Source organism: Pseudorhodobacter ferrugineus DSM 5888 (assembly GCF_000420745.1).
Lineage (GTDB): Bacteria > Pseudomonadota > Alphaproteobacteria > Rhodobacterales > Rhodobacteraceae > Pseudorhodobacter > Pseudorhodobacter ferrugineus.
Map to the genome: position 1 here is coordinate 37,398 of NZ_ATVN01000005.1, position 12,636 is coordinate 50,033.

Genomic DNA, 12,636 nt, shown 5'->3' on the forward strand with positions numbered 1-12,636 from the left:
GTTCTTAAAGCCATTTCTTATATTTGAAGTACAAGAACGGCAGCACCGCAAACGTCACCATCAACCCGATCGCATAGGGATATCCATAGGCCCATTGCAGTTCGGGCATATGGGCAAAGTTCATCCCGAACATCGAGGCAATCAGCGTGGGCGGCAGGAAAATCACCGACACGACCGAGAAGATCTTGAAGATACTATTTTGTTCGATGTTGATCAGGCCAAGCGTGGCATCGAGCAAAAACGTAATCTTGGACGCCACAAAATTGGCGTGGTCGGTTAGGGATTTCACATCAGACGCCAAGGTGCGCGCGCGTTCGCGCAGGTCGGGGCTTGCATCCTGCTTTGTCAGCACTTGGCCAAGATAGGTGACAAGCCGGTCCAAGGTTAGCAAACTGTCGCGGATGTTGGAATTAAGATTGCCCATTTGGCCTATTTTTTCCAGAACCTTTTGATAATCAGGGTTTTTCCCGCATTTTACCGGCAGGAACACCCCGCGCGATTGCGCGTCAATTTCGGCTGCGGCGCGTTCTAGAATATCGGCCTGACGGTCTATGACTGCCTCCATCAAGCCCACCAGCACCCCGCTTGGCCCGTCCATTTCGATCTGCGTGGCATGCGCGCGGGGCGGAAAAGAGACGAAAACGCGGGGGTTGTGATAGCGCACCGTGACCAAATGGCTGGGCGTCAGCACAAAACTAACCGGCCCCATGACCGGATCGCCGCTGTCGGAATTGGCGGGCAGGATCGCGGTCATAAAGGTGGAATGGTTAAAGGTATAAAGCCGAGATGAAATCTCGATCTCGTTCATCTCGGCTTGGGTTGGGATGTTACAGCGCAGAGCTGCCTCGACCGCGGCCTCTTCTTCTGCGGTCGGGTTGTCCAGATCAAGCCAGAGGGCGGTTTCAAGATCGCCTGTCGTCGGTGTCAGCACGCCGTCGTGCAAGGAATAGCTGAAAATCATCGCGTGCCTCTTGTCCCAGTTGGGTGTAACCCTTTGTTGACGTCGGGCACGCGATTGTCACGACGTTATTTCTTGTTTTTGGCCAACCAGTCAGTCATCCACGCAATTTCAGCCTCTTGCGCGTCAATCACGCCTTCGGCAAAGGCGCGGACCTCCGGGTCTGTGCCATATTCCAAAACGATGCGCGCCATATCGACCGCACCTTGGTGATGCGGGATCATGCCTTGCACAAAATCGACATCGGGGTTGCCGGTCAGGGACATGTTCATATCGGCATGCATCTTGGTATTCGCGGCGGCAAGTGCCATCGACGCGGGACTTTGGTCGCCCGACATCGTATGACCAGTGTGGTCCATGGTTTGCGCCAGAGCGGGCAAGGGCAGGGCAAGCGAGACGGCAAAGAGAAGGTGTTTCATTTTAGGCCTTTCAACGGAGGAGCCTAGGGACCATGCAACGTTCCCCCAAGGGGAAGGCAAGTCAATCGTTTGTGAATGGGCAAGGCGGTATCAATCCGCTTCACCTTGGGCGAGGACTAGCTTATTCTGCATTTATGATATTGGACTTAGTGGGGATGCCCGATGCGCAATAGCCCAAACAGACGCCCGGTCATCGGGATTATCGGGAATATGAACCTGCTGAATGAAAGCTATCCTGTGCATGCGGGGGGCACGATGAACAGTCAGGCGGTGGCGGATGTGGCGGGGGGATTGCCGATTATCATTCCGTCTGATCCGCATTTTGTCAGCGTGGCCGAGCTGTTGGAGCTGTGTGACGGGTTTTTGTTGACGGGCGGGCGACCCAATGTGCACCCGTCCGAATATGGCGAGGCCGAGACGCCGGCGCATGGCGATTTCGACCGTTGCCGCGATGCGATCACGCTGCCACTGGTGCGGGCCTGTGTGGAACGGGGGCAGCCGTTTTTGGGCATTTGCCGCGGGTTCCAAGAGGTGAACGTGGCGATGGGCGGCACCCTTTACCCCGAGATCCGCGATTTGCCGGGGCGGATGAACCACCGTATGCCACCGGATGGCACGATTGAGGAAAAGTTTGCGCTGCGCCATGTGGTTAAGTTTACCGAAGGCGGGGTGTTTGCAGGGTTGATGGGCGCGGGTGAGGTGATGACCAATACCTTGCACGGCCAAGGCATTTGCAGGCCCGGCGCGCGGGTGGTGATTGACGGGCATGCGCCCGATGGGACGCCCGAGGCAATTTATATCAAGGATGCGCCGGGGTTCACGCTGTCGGTGCAATGGCACCCCGAATGGAATGCGGCCAATGACCCTGTATCGCGGCCCTTGTTTACGGCCTTTGGTGCCGCCGCTGCTGCTTGGGCGGCGGGAGAGCGGCCCGCCCTGCGCGCAATGGCGGGGGCCTGACGTTTGGCCTTGACCTTCCCCCAAGGGGAAGCGGTTAAGGTGAGTTCGAATGACGTTTGAACCGGAGACAATTCTATGCGCAAGCCTATTTTTATGACCGCCTTGGCGGCAGGGGTGGCCGTGGCAGGCATTGGCTTGTGGCAGGTGTTGACCCCTGCTGTCGTGCCGCCCAAGACGGCTGCTAAAGCCACGGGCCCGCATGTCGTGATACCCGCGTTGGTAGGAGACGCTGTGATTGGAGCGCGGGCCTATGAGGCCAAATGTGCAAAATGCCATGGTACGAATGGCGTGGGGGTTGAAGGTGCGGGGCCGCCGTTCTTGCACAAGGTTTACGAGCCATCCCATCACGGGGATGCGGCGTTTCATTTGGCGGCATTGAACGGGGTGCGGGCGCATCACTGGCCGTATGGCGATATGCCTGCAGTCGACGGGATCACCAAGGCCGAAGTGACGAGCATTGTCGCTTATGTACGCAGTCTTCAGGCGGCGAACGGGATTTTCTGATGCGGCGTTTGGCGGCTAAAAAAGGCGGGCGCTTGGGCACGCCTTTTTTAGCCGCGGATAGGTAGGGTTATGGGGTCACTTTGGTTGGTGCGGCTGGCGCGACAATCAAAGGTGTTGCGGGGGCCGTCACGGCCGAGGTCGTTGTTGCGGCCGGTTCAGTGGATGCCACGGGCGCAGCCCCGGGGGGTGGGGCCTGATAGGTCACTGTTTTGATTTCCAGTTCCGGCACGGCGGGTTTGGGCAAGATTTTAGCCTTGGCCACAGTTTGCTTTGGCTTTGGCGGTGTCGGGATTTTCAGGCCTTTGGGCATGGACCCATCGGCGTTCAACACCAAAACGGTTGCACCCGTTGCCACGCGCTTGTTCAGGTCGATCACGTCTTGTTGGATCATGCGGATACAGCCCGACGAAGCGTTTTTGCCGATGGACCACCAATCGGGGGTGCCGTGGATACGATAGCCGTAATCGCGGCCGCCCGACAAAAGATAGATTGCACGCGCGCCAAGCGGGTTGGTAGGGCCGCCGGGTTGGCCGTCTTTCCACTTTTCCAGTTTGGGGCTGCGGGCGATCATTTCCTTGGGCGGGGTCCATGTCGGCCAGTTTTTGGTTTCCGACACCACAGCCTCACCCGCCCATTCAAAACCGGATTTGCCGACCGAAATGCCGTAGCGGATAGCCTTGTTTTTGCCCGTCACAAAGTACAGGAATTTTTGGCCGGGGTGGATGATAATAGAGCCTGCGGGCCGGTCGGTTTGATAAGCGACCTCTTGGCGGCGATATGCCTCGGGCAGTTTGTCCAAGGGAATGGCGGGTACGGCGATAGTCCCGTCCATCCGTGAGACATAGGCAGTTTCGGCGGGTTCCACGGCGGCCGAGCGGCGCGCGGCTGCGGGATCAGCGGTTGTTGCTTGGGGTGTCGGGGCAACGCAGGCCGACAAAGCGAGTACGAATGCGACCGGCAGGCCCGCAAGTCGGATGGTGGAACCGAAACTGCGCATATAAATACCTTCATACTGCCGCCGGAGCGGATTCTTTGGTTATTCCTAGAAATAGAACAAAGAACCCCTAGGGTCAAAGCCGATTGCCTTAAAATGCTGGGGAGTCTTGCCGAAAGGGCGAATTATAGCGTTGTGCGCAGGTGCCATAGCTCTGGAAACAGCTCTACCTCTAGCATTCGGCGCAGGTATTGGACACCAGATGTGCCCCCGGTGCCGCGCTTGAACCCGATGATGCGTTCGACTGTGGTGACGTGGTTAAAGCGCCAGCGGCGGAAATAGTCTTCGAAATCAACCAGTTTCTCGGCCAGCTCATACGCCTCCCAATAGGTTTCGGGATCGCGGTAGACGGTTTCCCAAACCGCTTGCACGCCTGCATGCGCGGTCCAGGGCTGCGACAGGTCACGGCTGATCACATCTTCGGGAACAGGCAGGCCATTGCGGTATAAATGCCGCAATGCCTCATCATACAGGCTGGGGCGGGCAAGTTCGGCGACCAAAAGCGCTGTGTAATCGGCGCGGTGGGCATGCGGGCGCAACATGGCCGTGTTGCGGTTGCCGACGGCAAATTCGATCAGACGGTATTGGTGGCTTTGAAGGCCCGAGGATTGGCCGAGGTCATCGCGAAAGCGGGTGTATTCGGACGGCGTCATGGTGCGCAGCACGTCCCATGCGGAATTGAGCTGTTCAAAGATGCGCGAAATACGCGACAGCATTTTGAACGCTTCGCGAACGTGGCCTTCGGCGATACAGGTTCGCGCGGCATTGAGTTCGTGCAGGGCCAGCCGCATCCAAAGTTCCGAGGTTTGGTGCTGGATGATGAACAGCATTTCATCATGGGCATCGGTGCGCAGCTGTTGCGCGTTCAAGATCGGGTCAATAGCGAGGTAATCGCCGTAAGACATGCGCCCGTCAAAGGACATTTCCGCGCCGTCAGTGGCGGGGTCAAGGGGGGTATTCATTGGGCATTTCATCGAGGTTTCTCCGGTTACGGGGGGAATGCTGCGTCAGGAGTGACACAGGCCTTTCGCCGCCAGAACCGAGAGGGTAGACATCCGCCGCCACAGTGCCGCCCAAGCCGAAGGGGCGCACAGCGGTACTGTGCCGCTACTATCGCCGGTAGGGGGGCCAAGTTGGACAGGCCGTTTTGCGAGGCTGAGAGCGGATAGGTATTTGGACCAAGATGAAATGCGAGCTTGCATCAGGTGACGCGGGCGCGGGTTTTGTAGTCTGGGCGGTCCCAGAGGTTTTGCGCCATGATATTGCTTAGGATTTTGATAGCGCCATCGACGTCTTGGTCCGAGGTGTAAAGCGGGGTGAAGCCAAAGCGCAGGATGTCTGGGGCGCGGAAGTCGCCGATCACGCCATGGGCGATGCAGGCCTGCATGATGGCATAGCTTTCGGCGTGGCGGAACGACACTTGCGAGCCGCGTTTGGTGCCGTCACGCGGTGAGGCGAGGGTGAGGGTGGGGCAGGCGGCCTCAACCCCGTTGATAAAGCGGTCTGTCAGCGCGATGGATTTGGCGCGGACATCTTTGATGCAGGCTTGGTCCCAGATATCAAGCGACGCCTCAAGGGCTGCCAGTTGCAGGACCGGAGGCGTGCCGACGCGCATGCGTTCAATCCCTGCGCCAGGGGTATAATCGAGATCAAAGGCAAAAGGGGCGGCGTGGCCGAGCCAGCCGGACAGGGCGGGGCGGGCGGCGTCTTGGTGGCGGGGGGCGACATAGATGAAGGCCGGGCCGCCGGGGCCGGAGTTAAGGTATTTATAGGTGCAGCCAACGGCGAAATCGGCGCCACATTTGGCCAGATGCACGGGCAAAGCGCCCGCACTATGGGCCAGATCCCAAACCGTCAGCGCGCCTTTGGCATGGGCGCGGTCGGTAATGGCCTGCATGTCGTGCATGCGGCCCGTGCGGTAATCGACCTCGGTCAGCAAGGTGACGGCAATGGTGTCGTCGATGGCCTCCAGCACATCCTCGGGGGCGACCGTTTTCAAGGTATAGTCGGGGCCAAGGGTACGGCACAGGCCGTTTGCCATATAAAGATCAGAGGGGAAATTGCCGGTATCGGACAGGATCACGCGGCGCTTGGGGTTCATCTCCAAAGCCGAGGCGAGGGCTTGGTAGACCTTGATCGACAGGGTGTCGCCCATCACAACGCTGCCTGCTTCGGCGCCGATCAGCTTGGCGATGCGGTCGCCCACAGCCGAGGGTTGCGCCATCCAGCCTGCCTTGTTCCAGCCGGTAATCAGCATTTTGCCCCATTCATCCGTGATCGTGCGGGCCACGCGGGCTGCCGCCGCCTTGGGCAAGGGGCCAAGCGAATTGCCATCAAGATAAATCATGTCTTCGGGCAGATCAAACTGGCTGCGCAGGCTGGCGAAATCGGTTGGCATGGGGCATCCTTTGGCTGGGTTGCGGCATTGAAGCGCTTTGCCGAAGGAGTTTCAAGATGAGAATGAGGGCGATTTATGCTGAAGCTGTTTGATTGGCCGCCGGTTTGGCTGGGGCTGTGTTTGGCCGCCGCATGGGGGCTGGCGCAAGCGGTGCCCTTGCGGCTTTTTGGCGCGGTGGGCGATGTGGCGGGCGTGATGGTGGTGTTGGCGGGGCTGGCCATTATGGCGATGGCGGTGTGGGAGATGGGGCGGGCGCGGACCACTGTGATCCCAAGGCGTGCGGCCAGCCAGTTGATAACCTCGGGCGTTTTCGGGTTTAGCCGCAACCCGATCTATCTGGGCGATTCTCTAGTGTTAATAGGGGCTTGCCTGATGTTTGATACGGTTTTGGGCTTTGCTTTGGTGCCTGCGTTTGTCTGGGTCATCAATCAGCGGTTTATCGAGGGCGAAGAGGCGCATTTGACCCAAGCGTTCGGGGATGAGTACCGGGAATGGTGCGCCAAGGTGCGGCGCTGGGTTTGAAACGCGGCGTTAGAATGCGGTTCTTTCGTTGCTGACTTGTGAAATATTGTTGCGCGGTGTTTAAGGGATGCAGAAATGCGGACCTGACGCCTTACGCTGCGTCAAATATCGGGGGAGAAGCTGTTGAAGATTGGGGCACCCAAGGAAATATTCGAGGGCGAAGCGCGGGTTGCGATGACGCCGGATTCGGCCAAGCTGCTGCAAAAGCTGGGCCATACCTGCGTGATTGAAACTGGCGCTGGCGCTAAGGCTGGATTTTCGGACAAGGCCTATGCGGACGCGGGCGTCGAGGTGGTGAAAACCGCCGCAGCCTTGTTCAAGGCCGCCGATGTCGTGGTTAAGGTGCGCGGGCCCGAGCCTGTGGAGGCAAAGCGCCTGACCGAGGGGCAGACGCTGATCTCGTTCTTTTGGCCGGCGCAGAATGACAAGTTGCTGGCGCAGATGAAGGCGCAGGGATCGACTGTCATTGCGATGGATATGGTGCCGCGGATTTCGCGGGCGCAGAAAATGGATGCGCTGTCGTCGATGGCCAATATCGCGGGCTACCGTGCGGTGATCGAGGCGGGCAATAACTTTGGCCGGTTCTTTACGGGGCAGGTGACGGCTGCGGGCAAGGTGCCACCAGCGAAAGTGCTGGTTGTCGGCGCAGGCGTGGCCGGTTTGGCCGCGATCGGGACGGCAACGTCGCTGGGTGCGATTACCTACGCGTTTGATGTGCGGCCTGAAGTGGCCGAGCAGATTGAGAGCATGGGTGCCGAGTTTGTATATCTGGAATTTGACGCGAGCGAGCTGCCGGATGGCGCGGCCACGGGCGGCTATGCGGCCCCGTCGACGCCGGAATTTCAGGCCAAGCAATTGGCCAAATTCCGCGAATTGGCACCCGAGATTGACATCGTTATCACTACCGCCCTGATCCCTGGCCGGCCTGCGCCCAAGCTGTGGACCAAGGATATGGTCGAGATGATGAAGCCGGGATCGGTTATTATCGACCTTGCGGCCGAGCGTGGCGGCAACTGCGATTTGACCGTGATGGATGAGAAAATTGTCACCGACAATGGCGTCACGATTGTCGGCTACACCGATTTCCCAAGTCGGATGGCGGCGCAGGCATCGACGCTTTATTCCAACAATATCAGGCATATGCTGGCCGATCTTACACCAGCCAAGGATGGTGTTATCAACCATAATATGGAAGATGACGTGATCCGTGGGGCGACCGTGGCGCATAAGGGCGAGATTACCTTCCCGCCACCGCCGCCAAAGGTGGCCGCAATTGCGGTGCAAAAGCCGAAGGAAAAGGTGAAAGAGCTGACGCCCGAGGAACGGCGCGCCAAAGAGGTGGCCGAGTTCAAGCTGCAAACGCGCAACCAAGTCGGGTTGATGGCGATTGCGGGGGGGCTGCTTCTGCTGGCGGGGATGTTCACCCCTGCGAGCTTTATGTCACACTTTATTGTGTTTGTGCTGGCCTGTTACGTTGGTTTCCAGGTGATCTGGAAAGTCAGCCACAGTTTGCACACGCCGTTGATGGCGATCACCAATGCGATTTCGTCGATCATCATTCTGGGCGCGGTGCTGCAAATCGGGTCGGGAAGCTGGCTGGTTGTGGTGCTGGCGGCCTTGTCGGTGCTGATGGCAGGGATCAATATTTTCGGCGGTTTCATGGTAACACGGCGGATGCTCGCCATGTTCCAAAAGTCGTAAGCGGAGGCGAATATTATGGAATATGGTTTTACAACAGCCGCTTATGTTGTCGCAGCCGTGCTGTTCATTCAGTCACTGGGTGGGCTTTCGGGGCAAGAAAGCGCGAAACGCGCGGTGTGGTACGGGATTGTCGGCATGGGTATTGCCGTGCTGGCCACGGTAATCGGGCCAGGGGCGGGCAATTGGCTGCTGTCGGTGTTGATGATCGCCGTGGGGGGCGCGATTGGATATGTCGTGGCGCAGCGCGTGCAAATGACGGAAATGCCACAGCTTGTGGCCGCGATGCACAGTTTGGTCGGTTTGGCTGCTGTGTTCATCGGCTATAACGCGCATCTGGAGGCGGCACTGGTTGCTGCCACGCCCGAGGATCAGCGCAACCTGCTGGAAGGGTTTGCAGCAATTTTGGCGCATAAATCGCCAGTTGAGCTGACGATTTTGCGGGTCGAGGTGTTCCTTGGCGTGTTCATCGGGGCGGTGACGTTCACAGGATCGGTGATTGCCTATGGCAAGCTGGCGGGCAAGGTTGACGGGGTGGCGAAAAAGCTGCCCGGTGGTCATATGCTGAATGCGGGTGCGGCGCTGGGATCGTTGCTGATGCTGGTGATTTACCTGCAATCCGGATCGGCTATGGCGCTTATCGTGATGACATTGCTGGCCTTTTTCATCGGCTATCACCTGATCATGGGCATCGGCGGCGCGGATATGCCGGTCGTAGTTTCCATGCTGAACAGCTATTCCGGCTGGGCGGCGGCGGCGATTGGTTTCTCGCTGTCAAACGACTTGCTGATCGTGGTTGGTGCGCTTGTCGGCTCATCGGGTGCGATCTTGTCCTATATCATGTGCAAAGCGATGAACCGTTCGTTCGTATCGGTGATCCTTGGCGGGTTTGGTGGCACCACTGGCCCTGCAATGGAAATTTCGGGCGAACAGATTGCCATTGATACCGAAGGTGTCGCGGCGGCCCTGAATGAGGCGGACAGCATTGTCATCATCCCAGGCTATGGTATGGCAGTGGCGCAGGCGCAACAGGCCGTGTCGGAATTGACACGCAAACTGCGCGCGCGGGGCAAAAACGTGCGCTTTGCCATCCACCCCGTTGCGGGGCGTTTGCCAGGGCATATGAACGTGCTGCTGGCCGAGGCCAAGGTGCCTTATGACATCGTGCTGGAGATGGACGAGATCAACGAGGATTTCCCATCTACTGACGTGGCCATCGTTATCGGGTCGAATGACATCGTGAACCCCGCCGCCCAAGAGGACCCGAACAGCCCCATCGCAGGCATGCCTGTGCTGGAATGCTGGAAGGCGAAACAGGTGTTCGTGTCCAAGCGCGGACAGGGCACGGGCTATTCCGGCATTGAGAACCCGTTGTTTTACAAAGAAAACACACGGATGTTTTATGGCGATGCGAAAAAGTCGCTGGATGCTTTGTTGCCCTTGATCGACTAAGGGCTGATACAGTTTTATAAAGCGCCCCGCTGGCAACGGCGGGGCGTTTTGCGTTTTCCCACAGCCCGCGCCAAGCGTGGCGGATTTACCAGTGTACCATTGCGCACCGCTGGCAGGGTGTCTGGGGAATTTACAAACCGTGTAGCACCTCGTTTCCTAAGGGCACGCAAGACCGAGGATCCTATGCCCAAAATAACCGACCACCCGTTGCGCTATGATTTGGTGAATGAGCTGCATGCGCGGCCCTTTCCGGCGCTGACGGTGCCTTGCCATGCCGTTTATGTGGCGATCAAGGAACCCGAACATGCGGTGAACCGTGACCGTGCGGCGGACCTTGGGCATTTGCTGGCCTTGCTGGACCGCCACGGATCACCGCACCCGCAGCCCGATGCCACGCATTTTTCGGGGCAGATGGGGCGGCATGATTTGAAATGGGAAAGCCATACGGAATTTGTGACCTATTCGGCCTTTGGCAGCGGTGTGTCTTCGCGCGCCTTTGACCCGATGGAGGCGGATGTGTTCCCCGAGGATTGGCTGGCCAACGCCCCAGGTGCGCGGCTGACATCGGTGCTGATACGGGTCGAGGAAATGCCCGAGGATGAGGCCGCGATGCTGGCCAAGCTGGACCAGTGGTTTGTGCCAGACAGTTTGGCGGTGTCGCGGGTCGTGGACGGGGCCGCTGTGGTGGCGGGGGATTTCCGAATTGATGTGGCAGGGCATATGCGCTTTGCCGTGTTTGTGCAAAAGGGCACTGGCGCGCGGCGGATTGGGCGGATCGTGCAGCGACTGTGCGAGGTGGAAACCTACCGCGCGATGTCGATGCTGGGCCTGATGCGGGCGCGCACGTTGAGCGGGCGGCTGAACGGTTTGGACCCGCAGTTGTCGGCGCTGGTGTCGGGGATGAACAGCACGGATCATTCCCCCGAAGAGGTGCTGCACACGCTGCTGCAAATCTCGGCCGAGTTGGAAAGCCTGTCGGTGCAGTTCAGTTTCCGGTTCGGGGCGACGGGGGCCTATGAGGCGATTGTGAACCAGCGCATTTCGGTGCTGCGCGAGGCACGGATTGAGGGGCGGCAAACCTTTGGCGAGTTTATGATGCGCCGCTATGATCCTGCGATGCGGACGGTGAAATCGGTCGAGGCGCGGTTGCGCAGCCTGTCGGAACGTGCGACGCGGGCGGCGGAATTGCTGCGCACGCGGGTCGATGTGGAACGGTCGGCGCAGAACCAAAAGCTGTTGGAAAGCATGGATGCGCGGGCGGATGTGCAACTGCGGTTGCAGACCACGGTTGAGGGGTTGTCGGTTGTGGCGATCAGTTACTACGCGGTGAACCTGCTGGCTTATGTTGCCTATCCGCTGACCGAAAGCCTTGGGCTGTCGAAAGGGATGACGATGGCCGCCTTGGTGCCCGTGGTGATTTTAGGGGTTTGGGCGATGGTGCAGCGCATCAAGCACAAGTTTCATTGATAAAGGCCCGCCGGTTGGGCGGGCCTTTATGGGTTAAGGCGTGACGTTTAGCCAAAGGCAGGTTGGGCCTGTGGTCTTCCATCCAGAATACGGTTGGTGATCAACGCTCCTGCGGCGATGGCGGCAAGCGCAAGAAGCGCTGCAACTGACAGGGTGGGAATGCCCGCAAGCCCTGCGCCCAAGGTGCAACCGCCCGCCAGCACGCCGCCCACACCCATCAACGCGCCACCTGCCAGATAACGGCCGGTCTGTGCTGGCGTGTCAAAGCTTTGCCATTGAAAGCGGCCAGCTGCTAGCGAGGAGAGGCCAGCGCCCGCAATCGAGCCGCCGAACAAGCCAATACCAAAGCCCGCCGCGACGGATGACGACGCGATGGCCCAGAACAGGGTTTCAGACAAGGGCAGCGTAAAGCTGAGGCTTTCCATGCCGATGGGGTCGAATTCATCCAGAAGCACAAATCCGGTGCCAACCCATGCAAGCGGGACAAGTGCGCCAATGGCCACACCTGCGGCCAGTTGGCGAAGCGGCAGACGGGCAGATAGGGCATAGGCAAAGGCGGCGGCGGCCATAACACCCGCCACAAGCGGCGCGCCACCCGGCAGGTTGCCAAGGCTGATCGCATCGCCCAAGGGCACGGTGATGTCGCCCAAAGCGGTGCGCAGCGGGGCCAGCAGCCCCTTCATCGTCGCATGGGCGGCAATGGCGAATACGACCAGAACGGTCAGGGCGCGCAGGTTGCCAGTGCCAGTTAAAACGGTCAGACGCGAGGCGCAGCCACGTGTCAGGACCATGCCTGCACCAAAGGCTAGCCCGCCGATCAGAATGGCTACATAAGGCAGGTCGGGGGTCAGCAAGCGGTGGCCGTCAAAGCTGATCCAACCTGCGGCGACTGCGGCTTGGGTGCCAAGGATCGCTGTCGCAAGGGCCGTAGCCCAAAGGGCGAGGGCGGGTGTGCGCTCAACGCTTGGCCCAACAAGACCGCGGCGCAGGCAAAAACGGGTAACCTCGGCCAAGATGCCGAACACAAGGCCGATGGTCAGGCCAAGGATGACCGAGGCACCGCGCGGGGTGAGGGTTTCAAAGCCGAGGGTTTCAAACATTGCAGAGTCCCGTTCAATCAGAATTTTATTCTGTCTGGTTCAGGGTTGGGTCTGTGGCAAGGGATGTAGCCCTTGCTGTAGTGGAGTTTGCAGGAACGGTATTCTATCTGGGGGTGGTGTTTGGAACATAAGACCAAACCGCCCCTAAAGACAGAATATCTGTC

The 12,636-nt window shown here is 59.2% G+C and carries 12 protein-coding genes; 6 read left to right on the top strand and 6 right to left on the bottom strand.

Annotation, left to right across the window (positions count from 1 at the left end; translation table 11 throughout):
- Positions 1-4: 4 nt before the first annotated feature.
- Positions 5-961, bottom strand: coding sequence for a magnesium transporter CorA family protein (locus G560_RS0106010; RefSeq protein WP_022703409.1), 957 nt, complete (start codon positions 959-961; stop codon positions 5-7).
- Between the two features lie 65 nt (positions 962-1,026).
- Positions 1,027-1,377, bottom strand: coding sequence for a CopM family metallochaperone (gene copM / locus G560_RS0106015; RefSeq protein ID WP_022703410.1), 351 nt, complete (start codon positions 1,375-1,377; stop codon positions 1,027-1,029).
- Between the two features lie 162 nt (positions 1,378-1,539).
- Here copM and G560_RS0106020 point away from each other — a divergent pair, with 162 nt between their 5' ends.
- Together G560_RS0106020 and G560_RS0106025 are read left to right on the top strand one after the other, a co-directional pair.
- On the top strand, positions 1,540-2,337 hold the full coding sequence (locus G560_RS0106020) for a gamma-glutamyl-gamma-aminobutyrate hydrolase family protein (RefSeq protein ID WP_022703411.1): 798 nt from the start codon (positions 1,540-1,542) through the stop codon (positions 2,335-2,337).
- 75 nt (positions 2,338-2,412) lie between these two features.
- The gene (locus tag G560_RS0106025; RefSeq protein ID WP_022703412.1) at positions 2,413-2,841 is read left to right on the top strand and encodes a c-type cytochrome; all 429 of its coding nucleotides are present in this window, start codon (positions 2,413-2,415) and stop codon (positions 2,839-2,841) included.
- Positions 2,842-2,908: 67 nt separating this feature from the next.
- On the opposite strand, the gene G560_RS20575 is transcribed toward G560_RS0106025, so the two are convergent.
- The 3 genes from G560_RS20575 to kynU all read right to left on the bottom strand — a co-directional run bounded on the left by G560_RS20575 (position 2,909) and on the right by kynU (position 6,233).
- Positions 2,909-3,838, bottom strand: a complete 930-nt coding sequence (locus G560_RS20575; RefSeq protein ID WP_022703413.1) for a L,D-transpeptidase — start codon at positions 3,836-3,838, stop codon at positions 2,909-2,911.
- A 122-nt stretch (positions 3,839-3,960) separates the two neighbouring features.
- Complete coding sequence (gene kynA, locus G560_RS0106035; RefSeq protein ID WP_022703414.1) at positions 3,961-4,797, bottom strand: tryptophan 2,3-dioxygenase; 837 nt, start codon at positions 4,795-4,797, stop codon at positions 3,961-3,963.
- Between the two features lie 239 nt (positions 4,798-5,036).
- Positions 5,037-6,233 (bottom strand): kynureninase, encoded by a 1,197-nt coding sequence (kynU, locus tag G560_RS0106040; RefSeq protein ID WP_022703415.1) that lies wholly within the window; start codon positions 6,231-6,233, stop codon positions 5,037-5,039.
- Positions 6,234-6,308: 75 nt separating this feature from the next.
- Here kynU and G560_RS0106045 point away from each other — a divergent pair, with 75 nt between their 5' ends.
- The 4 genes from G560_RS0106045 (at position 6,309) to G560_RS0106060 (ending at position 11,372) form a co-directional block, all read left to right on the top strand.
- Positions 6,309-6,755: a methyltransferase family protein gene (locus tag G560_RS0106045; RefSeq protein WP_022703416.1), complete on the top strand. Its 447-nt coding sequence runs from the start codon at positions 6,309-6,311 to the stop codon at positions 6,753-6,755.
- Between the two features lie 123 nt (positions 6,756-6,878).
- A complete protein-coding gene (locus G560_RS0106050; RefSeq protein WP_022703417.1) occupies positions 6,879-8,456 on the top strand; it encodes a Re/Si-specific NAD(P)(+) transhydrogenase subunit alpha in 1,578 nt (525 codons plus the stop codon).
- 15 nt (positions 8,457-8,471) lie between these two features.
- The gene (locus G560_RS0106055; protein WP_022703418.1) at positions 8,472-9,905 is read left to right on the top strand and encodes an NAD(P)(+) transhydrogenase (Re/Si-specific) subunit beta; all 1,434 of its coding nucleotides are present in this window, start codon (positions 8,472-8,474) and stop codon (positions 9,903-9,905) included.
- Between the two features lie 183 nt (positions 9,906-10,088).
- The gene (locus tag G560_RS0106060; RefSeq protein ID WP_022703419.1) at positions 10,089-11,372 is read left to right on the top strand and encodes a DUF3422 family protein; all 1,284 of its coding nucleotides are present in this window, start codon (positions 10,089-10,091) and stop codon (positions 11,370-11,372) included.
- Between the two features lie 47 nt (positions 11,373-11,419).
- Here G560_RS0106060 and G560_RS0106065 read toward each other — a convergent pair whose 3' ends face one another.
- Entirely contained in the window at positions 11,420-12,472 is a 1,053-nt protein-coding gene (locus tag G560_RS0106065) for a YeeE/YedE family protein (protein ID WP_022703420.1), read from the bottom strand.
- Positions 12,473-12,636 lie beyond the last annotated feature (164 nt).

What these genes read in the sequence shown, in the direction of transcription:
- G560_RS0106010 (WP_022703409.1), bottom strand. Translation starts at nt 961, where the DNA reads ATGATTTTCAGCTATTCCTTGCACGACGGCGTGCTGACACCGACGACA.
- copM (WP_022703410.1), bottom strand. Translation starts at nt 1,377, where the DNA reads ATGAAACACCTTCTCTTTGCCGTCTCGCTTGCCCTGCCCTTGCCCGCT.
- G560_RS0106020 (WP_022703411.1), top strand. Translation starts at nt 1,540, where the DNA reads ATGCGCAATAGCCCAAACAGACGCCCGGTCATCGGGATTATCGGGAAT.
- G560_RS0106025 (WP_022703412.1), top strand. Translation starts at nt 2,413, where the DNA reads ATGCGCAAGCCTATTTTTATGACCGCCTTGGCGGCAGGGGTGGCCGTG.
- G560_RS20575 (WP_022703413.1), bottom strand. Translation starts at nt 3,838, where the DNA reads ATGCGCAGTTTCGGTTCCACCATCCGACTTGCGGGCCTGCCGGTCGCA.
- kynA (WP_022703414.1), bottom strand. Translation starts at nt 4,797, where the DNA reads ATGAATACCCCCCTTGACCCCGCCACTGACGGCGCGGAAATGTCCTTT.
- kynU (WP_022703415.1), bottom strand. Translation starts at nt 6,233, where the DNA reads ATGCCAACCGATTTCGCCAGCCTGCGCAGCCAGTTTGATCTGCCCGAA.
- G560_RS0106045 (WP_022703416.1), top strand. Translation starts at nt 6,309, where the DNA reads ATGCTGAAGCTGTTTGATTGGCCGCCGGTTTGGCTGGGGCTGTGTTTG.
- G560_RS0106055 (WP_022703418.1), top strand. Translation starts at nt 8,472, where the DNA reads ATGGAATATGGTTTTACAACAGCCGCTTATGTTGTCGCAGCCGTGCTG.
- G560_RS0106060 (WP_022703419.1), top strand. Translation starts at nt 10,089, where the DNA reads ATGCCCAAAATAACCGACCACCCGTTGCGCTATGATTTGGTGAATGAG.
- G560_RS0106065 (WP_022703420.1), bottom strand. Translation starts at nt 12,472, where the DNA reads ATGTTTGAAACCCTCGGCTTTGAAACCCTCACCCCGCGCGGTGCCTCG.